Origin of the sequence: Actinocrinis sp. (assembly GCF_035938995.1) — a bacterium.
Taxonomy (GTDB): Bacteria; Actinomycetota; Actinomycetes; order Streptomycetales; family Catenulisporaceae; genus DASZGI01.
The window spans coordinates 1-16,213 of sequence record NZ_DASZGI010000165.1 but is presented as its reverse complement, the minus strand read 5'-3'; the positions used below and the strand labels follow the sequence as shown (position 1 = coordinate 16,213).

Here is a 16,213-nt window from a genome sequence, read left to right as displayed (position 1 = left end):
GGCGCGTCTCGCGCGGTGAAGATTCTCACGCCGTCACAGGTGGAGATCGACCTCGATCGGCAGGTGCGTCTTTCCGCCGGACAGCGCGGAGAGCACGACGGATCGGACCGGGTCCGCTCCGCGCACGAGCAGGTCGTCGAGCCGGACCACCGGGAACTCGGCCGGCCAGGTGAAGCCGAATCCGCGTCCCGCCGCGGCCTGCGCCGACGTCAGGCCGAGGCCGGTCAGATCGGAGAAGCGCCGGTCAGTCTGCGCGACGTTGACGTCACCGACCACGGCGAGGCGGGCGGCGTGGTCGGCGCGCACCACCTTGACCAGGCGGGACAGCGCCGCATCCCGGGCCTTCGCGAAGCCTTGGTCGCCGAGCGTCGGCTGCGGGAGGTGGACCACGTAGAGGACCAGGGGACCCTCGGGCGTGTCGATCGTCACGCGCAGCGCGCCGACTACGACCTGGGCCACCCCCGCCACCAGGCCGGAGGAGCCGTTGATGTCGGCGGTGGTCGTGCCGAGTGACACCGCCGCGCTGTCGGCGATCTTGTACCGGCTCCAGACACCGAACTCGTACTGGGTCAGATGGTTCGGGTACGCGGAGTTCAGATTCGCCAGGGCCGACGACGAGGCCAGCTGCGGGTACACACCCTGGAGCAGGACGATGTCCGCGTGCTGGCCCGGCGCCAGTTGCGCGGCCCCGGCCAGCTCGGCGGCGGTCGCGGTCCCGGGCGCGTTGATGTCCTCGCTGAACACGCGAAGGTTCGCCGGGAGCGGGTCGCCCCGGGGCATCAGCTCGGGGCCGTACCCCACGATCCAGATCGAGGCGGCGGCAAGCGTCGCGAGGACCGCCCGCAGCGAGCGTGCGGCTAGGGCGCCGAGCAGTAGGATCACGGTCGGCACGGCGAGCCAGGGCAGTCCGGATTCCAGCAGCGAGACCAGGCCCGCGCTGCCTGGCACGAACCGATGCGCGACCAGGAATGCCGCGATCGCCCAGCCGAGCACGGCGATCGCGGTGCCGAGCTGCTGGCGTGCGCTCGGCCAGTGGTGGTGCCCGTCCTCGTCCGCGGCCGCCCCGCCCGCGTCCCCGTCGCCGCCGGACCCGTACGCCTCCTCGAGGCCCCGGGCGGGCGGCGGCCCGACGTAGCCTTCGAACCGGTGTGCGTATTCGTACTCGTCGGCGCTCCGCGGCCGCGGGAGTGGCAGGGGGTCGTCGCCCAGGTCGCCTGCTTCGGCCCTGTGCATGTCGGCGCCGCGCGAATCCGCTTCGGGCGCCTCGGGATCGGAGCCGTACGGACCCGTCTCGCGGGCATCCATCGGATGCGGCTCCACGTCCACTCTTCCGCCCCTACCCCTTCGCCCAGCTCCGCCCAGCTGCCGTTGAACGTGCTGAAGCGTATCGGCTCGGCGGCCCTCGCTGCCAAACGGAAGCGGCAATCGTGGCAGAGGCGTGACGTGGTCAGTACGCACCCGCGATCCGCGGTATATCAACCGGCAACACGAGGAAATCGGTGTGCGGCAACCCTTCGCGATCCACCGAGAGTCATCGAGCCCTGAGCTGCGCTCGATGCGCCGCGCTACAGACCCGGAGCGCCCCAGACCGGGAACCAGCGGCTCAGATCCTTCTCGATCGGAAGGTCCGCGCCCACCTCGCTCTTCACCTGGATTTCGAGCATGTTGTCCCGTTTGGGCTGACCCTGCGGCGCGAAGGGGTAGAAGGTGCCCTTCTTGTACAGGTAGACCAGGGCGACCCGGCGGCCCTGCGGGTCCTCGAACGAGACCAGGGTGCACAGCAGGTACGGGCCGAAACCGGTGTCCTGGAGCGCCGAGTTGACCGCGTGCAGGTCCGTCACCAGGTCGCTGATCTGATCCGACGCGCGGCGGCACAGCAGCCAGGTGTACCCGTATTCGTCCTGGGACACCTGGACTTTGGGCCCGTCGACGCCTTCGAGCAGCTGTTCGACGTCGGTCTCCACCTGGGTGAAGGCGACTCCCTCGGCCTTGCGGTAGCAGACCGCGCCGAGCCCGGTGGGCTTGAATCCGGCGGCCGCCTCCAGGGTCAGCGCCGCGTTCGGCAGGCTGAACAGCTGGTCGAGGTTCGGCTGGACCGGCTTGGTGCGGCCGAGCAGTGAGTCGAGGAATCCCATCGCGGAAGCTGCCCTCAGATCGGATGTGGGTACGGGTCGCGGCTCAGCGGCCGAGCTGCTGCGAGATCTGCGCCAGGTTCTCCAGCCGCTTCTGCAGCGTCGGGTGCGAGGACAGCGCGTTCCTGGCCGACTCCGCGTTGAACGCCGGGGCGAAGTAGAAGGCGTTGAACGGCTCGGCCTGGCGCAGGTCCTGGGTCGGGATGCGGGCCATGTCGCCGGTCACCTTCTGCAGGGCGGAGGCCAGCGCCGACGGGTTGCCGGTGAGCAGCGCCCCGGCCCGGTCGGCGGCCAGCTCGCGGTACCGGGACAGCGCCATGGTGAGCAGGAAGGAGACCGCGTAGACCACGATCGAGACCAGCAGGATGATCAGCTGGACGGGCACGCCGCCGTCCCGATCGTCCCGCTCGTTGCCGCCGAGGCCGAACCAGAACGCCATCCGGGCGACCAGGCCGGCCAGGATGCCGAGGAAGGAGGCGATGGTCATCACCATCACGTCGCGGTGCGCGACGTGCGACAGCTCGTGCGCCAGGATGCCCTCGAGCTCCTGCTCGGTGATCAGCCCGGAGCGGTACCGGTCGAGCAGGCCGGTGGTCACGCAGACCACCGCGTTGTTCGGGTTGCGGCCGGTGGCGAAGGCGTTGAGCATCGGGGTCTCGGCCACCGCGACCCGCGGCTTGGGCATGTCGGCCATCGCGCACAGCCGGTCGATGATGCCGTGCAGGTCCGGGACCTGTTCCGGGGTGACCTCGTGCGCGCCCATGGCGAACGCGGCGATCTTGTCGGAGAAGAAGAACTGACAGAACAGCAGGATGCCCGCGATGACGAGCACCACGGGCAGCACCCGCACCGGCACGAAGGCGATCAGCGCCACGACGAACGCCACCGCCAGCAGGCCGATCAGGAACATGACGAAGACCATGCGGGAGGTCAGTCCCCGGTCTGGCGCGAACCTCGTGCTGGCCACTGCTGCTGCCGTCCTTCCTGGGCGGACAAGTCTGGTGTGCGAGCGGGAGTCCCCGCCCGACCACCAGGTGAACGGGCCGACGGACGGCGAAAGTTCCCGGGTGATCGCCGCCAGCTTAGGGGTTCGACCACCCCTTGGTGGCGGCGGCCGCCGCCGGGGACCGGGAACCGCGCCGCTGCGGCCTGGGGGGCCTTTGAAAAGTATCGTCGGATAAGCCCCGGCCCCCCACGCGAGCCGAACACACGGCAGGCGTCGCGGGCCCGGCGGGACTTTTTCAAAGACCCCCAGGGTCAGCCTGGGATGAGGCCGTCGCTGGAGAGCAGGTCGCGGACCTCTTCCAGCGAGGAGTCGGCGCTCGGCAGGATGAAGTCGCTCGGCTTGATCTCGTCGACCGGCAGCGGCTCGCCCACCTCGCGCACCCGTCCAAGCAGCGCGTCCATGGCGACGTGGAACTTCGGCTCGTCGCTGTCGCGCACGGCTGCCATCAGCTCGTCGTCGAGCTTGTTCAGCTCGTCGAGGGCCTCCGGATTCAGGGTGAGCTGGCCCTCGCCGAGGATGCGGACGATCACTGGACGTCGCCCTCCTTGGCGTCGGCCACCTCTGCGTCCTGGACGGCGCCGGGCTTGGCGACCCCGGACGCCCCGGCCTCCAGCTGCTTGGTCGCGCCGCCGGCCAGCTCCAGCTTCATCCGCTCGAGCTCCGAGTCCACGCCGCCGCCGGCGGAGATCCGGGTGAGCTCGGCGTCGATGTCGTCGCCACCGCCGGTGAGCTGGGACAGCTGGTCGTCCAGCGCGCCCGAGGCGGTCAGCTCGGTCATCGCGTCCGCGCGCGCCTGGAGCTGCTGGGTCTTGTCCTGTGCCCGCTGGATCGCCATGCCGACGTCGCCCATCTCCTCGGAGATGCCGGTGAGCGTCTCCGCGATCCGGGTCTGCGCCTGCGCGGCGGTGTAGTTGGCCTTGATGGTCTCCTTCTGGGTGCGGAAGGCGTCCACCTTGACCTGGGCCTGCTGCACCGCGCGGGTGAGCTTCTCCTCCTGCGTGACCAGGTTCTCGTGCTGCGGCGTCAGCGACGCGATCTGCTGCTGCACGGTGGCCTTGCGGGTGAGCGCCTCCCGGGCCAGGTCCTCGCGGCCCATCTCCAGCGCCCGGCGGGCCTGCTGGTCGCGGGTGTCGAGGTCCTTCTGGACCTGCTTGATCTGCAATTCGATGCGCTTGCGCGCAGTGGCGACGTCGGCGAGGGACCGCCGCAGCTGGGTCATGTTCTCCAGCTGCTTCTGGTACGCGTAGTCCAGCGTCTCGCGCGGGTCCTCGTACTTGTCCAGGGCCTTGTTCGCCTTGGACTTAAAGATCAAGGACATGCGCTTCATGACTCCGTCGGCCATTAGCCCTCCAGGTCCCCCTTAGCGACGCCGTCCGGCGGCGGCTCATGTGGTCAGTGCCCACGATAGTTCTTCGCATCGGCACTGAGCCAATAAACAGCGCAGCAGAGCTGCGGAGTCAAGACAGTTCCCGCGGACGTTCACAAAAGGGAAAGCGGATCGTCATACGGCGGGCGGGTTATGTGGCCGGGCGGACAGCGTTTACGCTTCCCTCGTGTTCCGACGACGCTCCACCGACCAGGTCGTGACCGACGAGACCCCGCGCTCGCCGGCCTCCTCCGATCGTCCCGCCACGCAGAGCAGTGGAAAGGGCCGTCCGACGCCGACGCGGCGCGAGGCGGAGACGGCGCGCAAGGTGCGCCTCGGCGCCATGCCGAGCGATCCGAAGGAACGGCGGCGCGCCGAGCGCCAGGTGCGCAGCACGTCCTACCAGCGCCAGCGGCAGGCGATGCGCACCGGCGACGCCCGGAACTACCCGGCGCGCGATCAAGGACCCGCGCGAGCCTTCGTGCGCGACTACGTGGACGGCCGCCTGCGCCTTCTCGAGTTCCTGATGCCTTTGGTCGTCGTCGCGTGGCTGACGCTCATCCTGCACAACACGTCGCTCTACATCTACGCGTCGTTCGTCATGGAACTGATCGTGGTGGTCGGCATCGTGCTGGGCATCGTGCTCAACCTCCGCGTCAAGCGGGCGGTGCGCCAGCAGTTCGGTGAGGAGCACGTGCGCGGCACTGGCTTCTACGCCTTCTCCCGCGCCGCGATGCCCCGGTTCCTGCGCCAGCCGAAGCCGGTCGTCACCTTCAACGGGAAGAAGAAGTAGCCTCCGGCTCGTCCGCCGGCCGCCATCCCACCCGAGCGATAGGGACCGCCGCGGCGTAGGGTCGGTCGCATGGAATTCCGACACCTCGGCCGCAGCGGCCTTGTCATCAGTGAGATCGCATACGGGAACTGGATCACACACGGAAGCCAGGTCGAGGCGGAGGCCGCGCACGCGTGCGTGCGGGCCGCGCTCGACGCCGGAATCACCACCTTCGACACCGCGGACGTCTACGCGGGCACCCGGGCCGAATCCGTGCTCGGCGATGCCTTGAAGGGCGAGCGCCGCTCCGGCCTGGAGATCTTCACCAAAGTGTTCTGGCCGACCGGATCGGGCAGGAACGAACGCGGCCTGAACCGCAAGCACATCCTCGAGTCGATCGACGGGTCGCTGAACCGGCTGCAGACCGACTACGTCGACCTCTACCAGGCGCACCGCTACGACCACTCCACCCCGCTCGAGGAGACCATGCTGGCCTTCGCCGACGTGGTGCGCTCGGGCAAGGCGCTGTACATCGGCGTGTCCGAATGGCGGGCCGCGGAGATCCGCGACGCCGCCGAGCTGGCCAAGGAGCTGCACGTTCCGCTGATCTCCTCGCAGCCGCAATACAACATGCTGTGGCGGGTGATCGAGGCCGAGGTCGTGCCGACGTGCGAGGAACTGGGCATGGGGCAGATCGTCTGGTCCCCGATCGCCCAGGGCGTGCTGACCGGCAAGTACCTGCCGGGACAGCCTGTGCCGAGCGGGTCCCGGGCCACCGACCCGAGCGGCGGCAACTTCATCAAGCGGTTCCTGAACGACGATCTGCTCACCCGAGTGCAGGAGCTCAAGCCCCTGGCCGATCAAGCCGGCCTCAGCCTCGCTCAGCTGGCGGTCGCGTGGGTGCTGCAGAACCGGAACGTCTCGGCGGCGATCATCGGCGCGTCGCGTCCCGAGCAGGTTGCGGAGAACGTTAAGGCGGGCGGCGTCACCCTCGAGGCCGATCTGCTTAAGCAGATCGACGACGTCCTGGAGCCGATCATCGTGCGAGACCCGGCGCTGACCGAGTCGCCCGCCACCCGTCCGTAGCGGAAGAACGCCCCTTAGGCAGGGGGCGCCTCCTGGAGCGACATCGGGCCGTACACCACGGCCCCGTCCTCCAGGAGGGTCACCTGCTCGACTTCGGCGGCGAGCAGTTCGGGCCAGTTCTCCCCGATCCACGTCTCGGCATCGCCCTGGGTGGAATAGGCGGCGTGCTCGCCTTCGATCGGCACGACCGGCTCGACCTCGACGCCCGCCGCGTTCTCATACCGCCATGTGAAAGCCATGGCCCATACCTTATCGAGTTCACCGAGGCAGCTCTTGACGCGATCCGCGACACCTGTGCCGCGCATCCTGGTGCTCGGTGGGGCGCGCTCCGGCAAGTCGGACTTCGCCGAGCGGCTGCTCGCCGAGGAGCCCGACGTCGTCTATGCCGCGACGGCGCCGCGCTACGAAGACGACGCGGAGTGGGCGGACCGGATTACCAGCCATCGCGCCCGCCGACCGGAATCGTGGGCGACGCACGAGTTCGGCGACCGGCCCGAGGGTCTCGCCGAGCTGCTGCGGGCGAACCGGCGGCCGATGCTGATCGACAGTCTCACGCTGTGGCTGACCGCGGCGATGGACGAAGCGGGGGCCTGGGACGACGAGGCGTGGCGGGAGGGCGGCAGCCGCGCCCGGCTCGTCGCGCGCACGGACCAACTGACCGCCGCGTTCGTCGATGCCGCCGGACCGGTGGTCGCGGTCAGCGACGAGGTCGGCTTCGGGGTGGTGCCCGAGGCGTCCGGCACCCGCCGGTTCCGGGACGAGCTCGGCCGCCTCAACCAGGCGTTCGCCGCGGCTGCCGACGAGGTCTGGCTCGTGGTGGCCGGTCTCCCTCTGAAGCTCAAGGACCACTGACGTACTAGGCTCGCGGCACGATGGACACGACTGAGCTGGAGAAGATCGCCGAGGCGTTGGCGCGCCCTGACGAGTCCGCCCGCGCCGCCGCGCGCACCCGGTGGGCGGAGGCGCTGGCGCTGCCGCCGCGCTCGTTCGGCCGCCTGGAGGGCCTCGCCTCGTGGCTCGCCGCCGTCCAGGGCGCCAGCCCGCCCGCGCCGATCGAACGCGCCCGGGTGATCCTCTTCGCCGGGGACCACGGGGTCGCGCGGCACGGGGTCAGCGCCAATCCACCGGAAGCCACCGCCGCGCTGGTGCGCCGGATCGCGGAGGGCGGCGGCCCGGCGCAGTCGCTGGCCCGGGCGAACCAGGCGACGGTGCGGATCGTGGACACCTCCGTGGACTGCGACGTCTCCGCCTTCGCCGATCTGCCTGCGGAGATCTCGGCCGGGCGGATCCGGCGCGGCACCGGCGTGATCGGCGAGGAGCGCGCCTGCTCGCGGGACGAGGCCGCGGCGGCCTTCCGGCTCGGCGCGGCGGTCGCGGACGCGGAGATCGACGCGGGCGCCGACCTGCTCATGCCGTCGCTCATCGGGGTGGGTCATTCGACTCCGGCAGCGGTGCTGGTCGGGGTGCTCACGGGGGCCGACGCGGCGTCCGTGACGGGCCGTGGCAGCGGGATCGACGACCGCGCGTGGATCCGCAAGTGCGCGGCGGTGCGCGACGCCATGCGGGCGGCCCGGCCGCATCTGTCCGACCAGATCGAGTTGCTGGCGGTGTGTGCGGGCCCTGATTTCGCCGCGCACACCGGTTTCCTGCTTCAGGCGGCGGTGCGGCGCACGCCGGTGTTGCTGGACGGTGTGGGCAGCGCGGCGTGTGCGTTGCTGGCCCAGCGCATCGCGTTCCGCTCCCCGGACTGGACACGCGCGGCACACGTCTCGCCAGAGCCCGCGCACGTTAAGGCGTTGGACCGGCTGAGCCTGGAGCCCTTGCTGGACTTCGAGGTACGCGCGGGCAGCGGCTGCGGCGCGCTGCTCGCCTTGCCGATCGTGCGCTCGGCGGTCGCGGTGCTCGCTGAGACCGGCACGTATGAGGAAGAAGGGCTGCCGGAACCCGTACTGCGCTCGAGGCTCTGATGGCTCACGCTTCGGGAGCGCAGCCTTTGGAAGGGCAGCCTGCGGACACTCAGGCGCAGAGCCCGTTGTCGTCCGGGCTGCGCCTTTCCGTCAGCACGCTGACTATCGTGCGGGTCGGAACGGGTCCCGGTCCCCTGCATCCGCGTGCGTCCGGAATCGCGATGACGTTCGCGCCGCTGGTCGGTGGCGTGCTCGGCGCCGCCGCGGCCGGAGTCGGCTGGGTGCTTCGCTGGTGGAGCCAGTCGGATCTGATCGGCGCGATCGCGGCGATCGCCGTGCTGGCCGCGCTGACCCGGGCACTGCACCTGGACGGGCTGGCCGACACCGCGGACGCGCTCGGCTCGAACAAGCCCGCGGCGCAGGCGCTGGACATCATGAAGCGGTCCGACATCGGCCCGTTCGGTGTGGTCACGCTGCTTCTCGTGGCGGTTCTTCAGATCGGCGGCGCGGCCGTGGCGTACGCGCATCACCGCGAGTTCGTGGCGCTCATCACGGCCGCGGCGGTCGGGCGCCTCGCGGTGACTGCCGCGTGCACCGAGCCGATTCCGTCCGCGCGGCCCGACGGGCTCGGGGCGTGGGTTGCCGGCTCGGTGTCAGTGCGCGCCGCCGTGGCAGTGGGTATCGTGACCGCCGCAGCGTGCGGGGCGCTTGGCCTGGTGACAGATCATCAGACCGCAGTGCTCGCAGCTGCTGCCGTGCCGGTGGGCCTCGCTGCGGCGCTGCTTCTGTTACACCGCTGCCTTACCCGGTTGGGCGGCATCACCGGCGACGTGCTGGGAGCGATGGTCGAGACGGCAGCCACCGCCGCGCTGCTGGTCCTCGCGTTTCACTGACCGCCCGGGTCGGCGGCGCCCGGTAAGTGCGTGGACGGCTGCTCAGCGAGTGGACGGCTGCACGAACGGCGGCTTGGTCACCTCGAAAGCGGCCCGCCGGCCACGCACGTCCAGGTACACGGTTTCGCCCGCGGACGTGGTCGGCGGCAGCAGCGCGAGCGCGATGCCGAGCTTGAGGGTCGGGGAGAAGGTGCCGCTGGTCACCTCACCGAGGACGGCGCCCTGCTCGTCCAGCACGTCCATGTGCGGGCGCGGAATCGCCCGGTCCACCTGCCGCAGGCCCCAGAGCACCCGGCGTGGCCCGGCGGCCTTCTCGGCGAGCAGCGCCTCCCGGCCCCAGAACGCGTCCTTCTTCCAGCCGACCGCCCATCCCGCGCGGGCCTGGACCGGCGAGATGTCGAGGGTGAGGTCCTGGCCGTGCAGCGGATAGCCCATCTCGGTACGCAGGGTGTCGCGGGCGCCGAGGCCGCACGGCTTGATCTCAAACGGCTCGCCCGCGCGCAGGATCGCATCCCACAGCGCGGCGGCGTCGTCCCACCGGCACACCAGCTCGTAGCCGTGCTCGCCGGTGTATCCGGTGCGACAGACGGTGAGCGGCCGACCGTCCCAGGCAGCCGTGGCGAAGGCCATGTAGTCGTGGTCGGTAGGCAGGCCGAGCGCCTTAAGCAGCCCGGCGGACTGCGGGCCCTGGACCGCGAGGACGGCGAAGTCGGAGTGCTGATTCACCACCGCGATCCCCTCCGGCGCGGCCGCGGCGAGCCGCCGGACGACTTCCGTGGTGTTGGCGGCGTTGGGGATCAGGAAGATCTCCTCCGGCGACTTGACGTAGGCGATCAGGTCGTCGACCACGCCGCCGGTCGGGTCGTCGCAGCAGAGGGTGTACTGGGCCTGGCCGGGGCCGATCTTGCGCAGATCGTTGGCCAGCACCGAGTTGACGAAGGTGAACGCGTCGGTGCCGTCGGCGGCCCGGCCGGAGACCGTCGCCTTGCCGAGGTGGCTGACATCGAACACGCCGACGCCGGTGCGCACCGCCGTGTGCTCGCCGACGACGCCCGAGTACTCGATCGGCATCTCCCAGCCGCCGAAGTCGGCCATCTTCGCGCCGAGGGCCACGTGGCGCGCATGGAGGGGCGAGGTGAGCAGGGGCGTGCCGCCGGGCGCAGGCTGCGACGTCGATGTCATGGTCTGGAGCCTACACGCGCATTTTTGACACGCGGGTCGCAGGTCGGCCGGGGCGGCGGCGAAAGATCGCGTGACAGGGGCGCCTTTCCCCTGTCACGCGATCTACAGCCGCCATGAAGCCCCGGCCGACCTGCGACCCGCCAATGTCACCGTCCGCCAATGTCACCGTGCGCGAACGGAGCGGCCAGGACTAGCCGATTTCACGGAACCGGGTCCACGACGCATCGAAGTGATGGTTACGATGCGTCATACCGACAATAGTTTTCAGGAAACCCACGTACGCAGACAGGACACGACGTGACCACGATCTCCGTGACGTCCGGCCCCGTGGCCGGTATCGAAGCCGACGCCCTGGTCGTCGGCCTCTACCAGGCCGAGGACGGGGTCATGCTGGCCCCGGGTGCCGAGGCGGTGGACCAAGCCCTCGGCGGCACCCTCGCCGCGACCCTCAAGACGCTCGGCGCGACCGGCGCCGCGGACGAGGTCACCCGCGCGCCGGCGAATGGGTCGCTGGCCGCGCCGCTGGTCGTCGGCGTCGGGCTGGGCAAGCCGGGCGAGGGCGAGGTCGTCGGCGCTTCGGGCCTAGAGGACGTGCGGCGGGCAGCGGGGGCGGCGGTGCGTTCGCTCGCCGGCCTCGGCAAGGTGGCTGTGGTGACGCCGTTCGCCGGGCCGGAGGTCGTCGAGGCGACGGCGCTCGGCGCAGCGCTGGGTGCCTACTCCTTCTACGACTTCAAGACCGGGGACGCCACCGAGCGCAAGGCCCCGGTCGGCGAGGTGGTGCTCGTCACCACCGGCGAGCCGGGGAACGGCGCGGCCGACGCCGGACGCCGCGCCCAGGTGCTCGCGGACGCGGTCAAGACCGCCCGCAACCTGATCAACACCCCGCCGTCGCACCTCTTCCCGCAGGCCTTCGCCGAGGCGGCGGCAGCGGCGGTCGACGCCGCGGGCGTCAGCGGCCTAACGATCGAGGTGCTGGACGACGCGGCGCTGCGGGCGGGCGGCTACGGCGGCCTGATCGGCGTCGGCCAGGGGTCGGTTCGCCCGCCCCGCCTGGTCAAGGTCGCCTACAAGCATCCGGAGGCGACGCGCTCGCTGGCGTTCGTCGGCAAGGGCATCACCTTCGACACCGGCGGCATCTCGCTCAAGCCGTCCACCGCGATGGAGACGATGAAGTCGGACATGTCGGGGGCCGCAGCAGTGGTCCAGGCGGTCATCGCGGCGGCGAGGCTCGGCTTGAAGGCGAACGTGACCGCGTGGGCGGCGCTGGCCGAGAACATGCCCGGGGGCAACGCGATCCGACCGTCCGACGTGCTGAAGATGTACGGCGGGAAGACGGTGGAGGTGATGAACACCGACGCTGAGGGCCGGCTGGTGATGGCCGACGCGCTGGTGCGGGCGGCCGAGGAGAGCCCGGACGCGATCGTGGACGTGGCGACGCTGACCGGCGCCCAGGTGCTCGCACTCGGGCTGCGCACCGCCGCGGTGATGTCCAACGACGAGGAGTTCCGCGCCCAGGTCGAGTCCGCGGCCGAGCGCGCGGGCGAGGACATGTGGCCGATGCCGCTACCCGCCCACCTGCGCAAGACGATCGACTCCGAGGTGGCCGACATCTCGAACATGGGCGACCGGATGGGCGGGATGCTGGTGGCCGGCCTGTTCCTCAAGGAGTTCGTGGCCGAGGGCGTCGCGTGGGCGCACCTCGACATCGCAGGGCCCGCATTCAACGACGCGACCCCGTACGGCTACACGCCGAAGGGCGGCACCGGGTTCGCGGTGCGCACGCTCGTGCAGCTGGCTCAGGATGCGGCAGACGGGCTGCTGTAGCCGCCTTCCGACGCTGTGCCCCGATCCAATACCCGCCTTGATCCGACACCGTGTCTTGTTCCGACGGCGCATCTAAGTCGGACGGCGTGCCTTGATGATCACTGGTTGACTGTCGGAGCGCTAGCGGTTCGCTAAAGGCGAACAGCGCGCCGGTCTCGTGCAGAGGCCGGCGCGCCTCACGTTTCGGGGGCCTGCTACGGCTCGCGCCGGGCCTTCGACTCGGCCGCCAGACGCGCGCTCCAGTCGCGCATACGCTGCGGATATCCGACGACGGCGGCGTCGTAGGCGGGGATGCCGAGGCGGCGGGCCAGCTGGTGGGCGGCCTGCGGACCGGGCACGCGGCGCCGCGTCCACTCGCCCGTGGCCGCGACCAGCACGACTGTGGTTTCGGTCACAGCCGTGCGCGGCTCGACGAACGCCTCGACGCCGCCCCGCGATTGGGCGAAACGCGTCAAATGCGCCTCGTCCTCGCGGTACCGGCGCCCTTCGACGCCGCCGCCACCTGCGGGTCTACTCGTGCGGCGGAACAACGCCACCGTGCATCACCTCGTTGAAGACAGCCGGTCGCGACCGGATTGCGGACGAGCCCGTTCGCTCACCCGCGGGGCCCCCCGAGCCCATCCCACCACCCTTGCCACGCCGGTCGGCCCGGCGCAACGCGACCCCGCCGACCGCATTAAGCTTCTGCCGGACCTAAAACACAGTCCGGCCGCCGGAAGGGCGGTCGCCGAGAGGCCCCCCACCTGCGCGGGTGGCAGGATGCTTGTCAGTGTGCCACCCCGGGAGCGTCCGGCGATCCGGAATCCCGCCATACGGCCCCGAACAGCGGGACCGGCGGCGCATACGCGAGGACGCGAGGAGACGACAAGTGGCTGACGCCGGGAACGTATTCGACGTAGTGATCCTCGGCGGCGGGTCCGGCGGCTACGCCTGCGCTTTCCGCGCCGCCGACCTGGGCATGAACGTCGCACTGATCGAGAAGGCCGAGGTGGGCGGCACCTGTCTGCACCGCGGCTGCATCCCGACCAAGGCGTTGCTGCACGCGGCCGAGGTCGCCGACCTGGCCCGTGAGGGCGAGTCCTTCGGCGTGCGCAGCACCCTCGAGGGCATCGACATGGCCGGCGTCAACAGCTACAAGGACGGCGTGGTCGGCCAGCTGTACAAGGGCCTGCAGGGCATCGTGAAGGCCCGCAAGATCACCTTCGTCGCCGGGGAGGGCGTGCTGTCCGCGCCGAACCAGGTGACCGTGAACGGCGAGGTCTACACCGGCACCAACATCGTGCTGGCGACCGGCTCGGTGCCGAAGTCGCTGCCCGGCCTGAACATCGACGGCAACCGGATCATCAGCAGCGACCACGCGCTGAAGCTCGACCGGGTGCCCTCCTCGGTGGTCGTGCTCGGCGGCGGCGTGATCGGCTGCGAGTTCGCCTCGGTGTGGAAGTCGTTCGGCGCCGAGGTGACGATCATCGAGGCGCTGCCGCACCTGGTGCCGCTCGAGGACGAGGACTCCTCGAAGCTGCTCGAGCGGGCCTTCCGCCGCCGCAACATCAAGTTCGAGCTCGGCAACCGGTTCGCGGGCGTCGAGTACACCGACAGCGGCGTGCGGGTCTCCACTGAGAACGGCAAGACCTTCGACGCGGAGCTGCTTCTGGTCGCGGTCGGCCGCGGCCCGGTGTCCGCGAACCTCGGCTTCGAGCAGGCCGGGGTGATCGTGGACCGCGGCTACGTCAAAGTCAACGAGTTCTGCCAGACCTCCGTGCCGAACGTGTACGCGGTCGGCGACCTGATCCCGACGCTCCAGCTGGCGCACGTCGGCTTCGGCGAGGGGATCCTGGTGGCCGAGCACATCGCCGGGCTGAACCCGCGCCCGATCGACTACGACGGTGTGCCGCGGGTGACCTACTCGCACCCCGAGGTCGCGTCCTGCGGCGTCACGGAGGCGGTGGCCAAGGAGCGGTACGGCGCGGACCACATCAAGACCTTCAAGTACAACCTGGCGGGCAATGGCAAGAGCAAGATCCTCAAGACCCAGGGCGAGATCAAGCTGGTGCAGATCATCGGCGTGCCGGGCGAGGACGACCGGGTGGTCGGGATCCACATGGTGGCGGACCGGGCCGGGGAGCTGGTGGCCGAGGCGCAGCTGATCTACAACTGGGACGCGACGCCGTCCGACGTGGCCCAGTTCGTCCACGCGCACCCCACGCAGGGCGAGGCGCTGGGCGAGGCGCACATGGCGCTGGCCGGCAAGCCACTGCACGTCCACGACTGAGGCACCCCTTCCACGGACCGAAGAACCTAGTCAGGAGAGAGATCCCATGCCGGTATCAGTAACGATGCCCGCGCTCGGCGAGTCGGTCACCGAGGGCACCGTCACCCGGTGGCTGAAGAAGGAAGGGGAGACGGTTGAGGTCGACGAGCCGCTGCTCGAGGTCTCGACCGACAAGGTCGACACCGAGATCCCCTCCCCCGCCGCCGGTGTGGTGCTGTCGATCAAGGTGGGCGAGGACGAGACCGTCGAGGTCGGCGCGGAGCTCGCGCTGATCGGCGGACCGGGCGAGAGCGCTCCGTCCGCGCCGCCAGCTGCCCAGGCACCGGCTCCGGCACCCGCCCCGGCGCCTATCGCCGCTCCCGCTCCGGCGCCCGTCCCGGCGCCCGCTGCGCCGCCGGTCCAGGCCCCCGCCCCCGTGACTGCCGCTCCCGCGCCAGCTCCGGCCGCCCCCGTCTCGGCGGGCGCCGCCACCGGCACGCCGGTCGTGCTGCCCGCGCTCGGCGAATCGGTCACCGAGGGCACCGTCACCCGGTGGCTCAAGTCGGTCGGCGACAGCGTCGAGGTCGACGAGCCGCTGCTCGAGATCTCCACCGACAAGGTCGACACCGAGATCCCCTCCCCCGCCACGGGCGTCGTGATCGCGATCAACGTGGGCGAGGACGAGACCGTCGGGGTCGGCACGACACTCGCGGTCATCGGCGAGCCGGGTGCGGCGCCCGCACCGGCTGCGGCGGTTCCGGCTCCCGCTCCGGTGGCAGCGCCTGCTCCCGCACCCGCCCCGGCTCCAGCACCCGCTCCGGTGGTAGTTGCTGCGGCACCGGCCCCCGCACCTGCACCCGCTCCGCAGGCCCTCGCACCGGCGCCCACCCCCGCGCCCGTGCCGGCTCCTGTCGCGGCGGCCCCCGCCGCCCCGGCGCCTACCGCTGACGAGGGCCCCGGCGCTTACGTCACCCCGCTGGTGCGCAAGCTCGCCGCCGAGCGCGGCGTGGACCTGGCCAACGTCGACGGCACCGGTGTAGGCGGCCGCATCCGCAAGCAGGACGTCATCGAGGCGGCGAAGGCGCTGACCCCGATCGTGCCGGAGGCGGCCCCAGCGCAGCAGGCCCCGGCCGCCGCCGCGCCCAAGCCGGTCGCGGTCTCACCGCTGCGCGGGCGCACCGAGAAGCTCTCCCGGCTGCGCCAGGTCATCGCGAAGCGGATGGTGGAGTCGCTCCAGGTCTCGGCGCAGCTGACCACTGTTGTCGAGGTCGACGTCACGTTGGTCGCGCGGCTGCGCGACCGGGCCAAGCGCGACTTCGAGGCGCGCGAGGGCGTCAAGCTGTCGTTCCTGCCGTTCTTCGCGTTGGCCACGATCGAGGCGCTCAAGCAGTACCCGCAGCTCAACGCCTCGATCGACCAGGAGGCCGGGACCGTGACGTACCACGGCTCGGAGAACCTGGGTATCGCGGTGGACACGGAGCGCGGCCTGCTCGTCCCGGTGATCAAGAACGCCGGCGACCTCAACCTCGGCGGCATCGCGCGGGCCATCTCGGACCTCGCGGCGCGTACCCGGGACAACAAGGTCTCCCCGGACGAGCTGGGCGGCGGCACCTTCACGCTCACCAACACCGGCTCGCGCGGCGCCCTGTTCGACACCCCGATCATCAACCAGCCGCAGGTCGGCATCCTCGGCACCGGCGCGGTGGTGAAGCGCCCGGCCGTGGTCACCGACGCGGTGCTGGGCGAGGTCATCGCGGTGCGCTCGATCGTCTACCTGGCCCTGAGCTACGACCACCG

General features: G+C 70.9%; 16 protein-coding genes. 8 read left to right on the top strand and 8 right to left on the bottom strand.

Features of this window, described 5'->3' with window-relative positions:
- Positions 1-33: 33 nt before the first annotated feature.
- The 5 genes from VGZ32_RS11920 to VGZ32_RS11900 all read right to left on the bottom strand — a co-directional run bounded on the left by VGZ32_RS11920 (position 34) and on the right by VGZ32_RS11900 (position 4,465).
- Positions 34-1,305 carry an endonuclease/exonuclease/phosphatase family protein gene (locus VGZ32_RS11920; RefSeq protein WP_326886017.1) on the bottom strand — a complete coding sequence of 424 codons (1,272 nt, stop codon included), beginning with the start codon at positions 1,303-1,305 and terminating at the stop codon, positions 34-36.
- 260 nt (positions 1,306-1,565) lie between these two features.
- Positions 1,566-2,135: a PspA-associated protein PspAB gene (gene pspAB, locus VGZ32_RS11915; protein WP_326886016.1), complete on the bottom strand. Its 570-nt coding sequence runs from the start codon at positions 2,133-2,135 to the stop codon at positions 1,566-1,568.
- A 43-nt stretch (positions 2,136-2,178) separates the two neighbouring features.
- Positions 2,179-3,099, bottom strand: coding sequence for a zinc metalloprotease HtpX (htpX, locus tag VGZ32_RS11910; protein ID WP_326886015.1), 921 nt, complete (start codon positions 3,097-3,099; stop codon positions 2,179-2,181).
- Positions 3,100-3,389: 290 nt separating this feature from the next.
- Positions 3,390-3,668: a PspA-associated protein PspAA gene (gene pspAA / locus VGZ32_RS11905; protein ID WP_326886014.1), complete on the bottom strand. Its 279-nt coding sequence runs from the start codon at positions 3,666-3,668 to the stop codon at positions 3,390-3,392.
- A complete protein-coding gene (locus VGZ32_RS11900) occupies positions 3,665-4,465 on the bottom strand; it encodes a PspA/IM30 family protein (RefSeq protein ID WP_349263575.1) in 801 nt (266 codons plus the stop codon). Before VGZ32_RS11900 ends, pspAA begins: the two co-directional genes overlap by 4 nt.
- Before the next feature lie 226 nt (positions 4,466-4,691).
- Here VGZ32_RS11900 and VGZ32_RS11895 point away from each other — a divergent pair, with 226 nt between their 5' ends.
- Positions 4,692-5,297 (top strand): DUF3043 domain-containing protein, encoded by a 606-nt coding sequence (locus VGZ32_RS11895; RefSeq protein WP_326886012.1) that lies wholly within the window; start codon positions 4,692-4,694, stop codon positions 5,295-5,297.
- 69 nt (positions 5,298-5,366) lie between these two features.
- Positions 5,367-6,362 (top strand): aldo/keto reductase family protein, encoded by a 996-nt coding sequence (locus VGZ32_RS11890; RefSeq protein ID WP_326886011.1) that lies wholly within the window; start codon positions 5,367-5,369, stop codon positions 6,360-6,362.
- A 14-nt stretch (positions 6,363-6,376) separates the two neighbouring features.
- On the opposite strand, the gene VGZ32_RS11885 is transcribed toward VGZ32_RS11890, so the two are convergent.
- A complete protein-coding gene (locus VGZ32_RS11885) occupies positions 6,377-6,601 on the bottom strand; it encodes a hypothetical protein (RefSeq protein WP_326886010.1) in 225 nt (74 codons plus the stop codon).
- 55 nt (positions 6,602-6,656) lie between these two features.
- Between VGZ32_RS11885 and cobU the strand changes: the two genes are divergently transcribed.
- Genes cobU through VGZ32_RS11870 form a run of 3 tightly spaced genes read left to right on the top strand, consistent with a single transcriptional unit; the run spans position 6,657 to position 9,162 of the window.
- Positions 6,657-7,214, top strand: a complete 558-nt coding sequence (gene cobU, locus VGZ32_RS11880; RefSeq protein WP_326886009.1) for a bifunctional adenosylcobinamide kinase/adenosylcobinamide-phosphate guanylyltransferase — start codon at positions 6,657-6,659, stop codon at positions 7,212-7,214.
- A gap of 20 nt (positions 7,215-7,234) precedes the next feature.
- Positions 7,235-8,329, top strand: a complete 1,095-nt coding sequence (locus tag VGZ32_RS11875) for a nicotinate-nucleotide--dimethylbenzimidazole phosphoribosyltransferase (RefSeq protein ID WP_326886008.1) — start codon at positions 7,235-7,237, stop codon at positions 8,327-8,329.
- Complete coding sequence (locus tag VGZ32_RS11870; RefSeq protein ID WP_326886007.1) at positions 8,329-9,162, top strand: adenosylcobinamide-GDP ribazoletransferase; 834 nt, start codon at positions 8,329-8,331, stop codon at positions 9,160-9,162. The genes VGZ32_RS11875 and VGZ32_RS11870 overlap by 1 nt, the downstream gene beginning before the upstream one ends.
- A gap of 42 nt (positions 9,163-9,204) precedes the next feature.
- Here the strand turns inward: VGZ32_RS11870 and gcvT are convergent, their stop codons facing one another.
- Complete coding sequence (gene gcvT, locus VGZ32_RS11865) at positions 9,205-10,344, bottom strand: glycine cleavage system aminomethyltransferase GcvT (RefSeq protein WP_326886006.1); 1,140 nt, start codon at positions 10,342-10,344, stop codon at positions 9,205-9,207.
- 297 nt (positions 10,345-10,641) lie between these two features.
- Between gcvT and VGZ32_RS11860 the strand changes: the two genes are divergently transcribed.
- Positions 10,642-12,168 carry a leucyl aminopeptidase gene (locus VGZ32_RS11860; protein ID WP_326886005.1) on the top strand — a complete coding sequence of 509 codons (1,527 nt, stop codon included), beginning with the start codon at positions 10,642-10,644 and terminating at the stop codon, positions 12,166-12,168.
- 194 nt (positions 12,169-12,362) lie between these two features.
- Here the strand turns inward: VGZ32_RS11860 and VGZ32_RS11855 are convergent, their stop codons facing one another.
- On the bottom strand, positions 12,363-12,704 hold the full coding sequence (locus VGZ32_RS11855; protein WP_326886004.1) for a hypothetical protein: 342 nt from the start codon (positions 12,702-12,704) through the stop codon (positions 12,363-12,365).
- A gap of 332 nt (positions 12,705-13,036) precedes the next feature.
- On the opposite strand from VGZ32_RS11855, the gene lpdA reads away from it, so the two are divergent.
- Both lpdA and sucB read left to right on the top strand, forming a co-directional pair.
- Complete coding sequence (gene lpdA, locus VGZ32_RS11850; RefSeq protein ID WP_326886003.1) at positions 13,037-14,437, top strand: dihydrolipoyl dehydrogenase; 1,401 nt, start codon at positions 13,037-13,039, stop codon at positions 14,435-14,437.
- A 46-nt stretch (positions 14,438-14,483) separates the two neighbouring features.
- A partial coding sequence (gene sucB / locus VGZ32_RS11845) for a 2-oxoglutarate dehydrogenase, E2 component, dihydrolipoamide succinyltransferase (protein WP_326886002.1) occupies positions 14,484-16,213 on the top strand: 1,730 nt, incomplete at its 3' end.

What these genes read in the sequence shown, in the direction of transcription:
- VGZ32_RS11890 (WP_326886011.1), top strand. Translation starts at nt 5,367, where the DNA reads ATGGAATTCCGACACCTCGGCCGCAGCGGCCTTGTCATCAGTGAGATC.
- gcvT (WP_326886006.1), bottom strand. Translation starts at nt 10,344, where the DNA reads ATGACATCGACGTCGCAGCCTGCGCCCGGCGGCACGCCCCTGCTCACC.
- pspAB (WP_326886016.1), bottom strand. Translation starts at nt 2,135, where the DNA reads ATGGGATTCCTCGACTCACTGCTCGGCCGCACCAAGCCGGTCCAGCCG.
- VGZ32_RS11900 (WP_349263575.1), bottom strand. Translation starts at nt 4,465, where the DNA reads ATGAAGCGCATGTCCTTGATCTTTAAGTCCAAGGCGAACAAGGCCCTG.
- VGZ32_RS11870 (WP_326886007.1), top strand. Translation starts at nt 8,329, where the DNA reads ATGGCTCACGCTTCGGGAGCGCAGCCTTTGGAAGGGCAGCCTGCGGAC.
- VGZ32_RS11875 (WP_326886008.1), top strand. Translation starts at nt 7,235, where the DNA reads ATGGACACGACTGAGCTGGAGAAGATCGCCGAGGCGTTGGCGCGCCCT.
- VGZ32_RS11920 (WP_326886017.1), bottom strand. Translation starts at nt 1,305, where the DNA reads ATGGATGCCCGCGAGACGGGTCCGTACGGCTCCGATCCCGAGGCGCCC.
- VGZ32_RS11885 (WP_326886010.1), bottom strand. Translation starts at nt 6,601, where the DNA reads ATGGCTTTCACATGGCGGTATGAGAACGCGGCGGGCGTCGAGGTCGAG.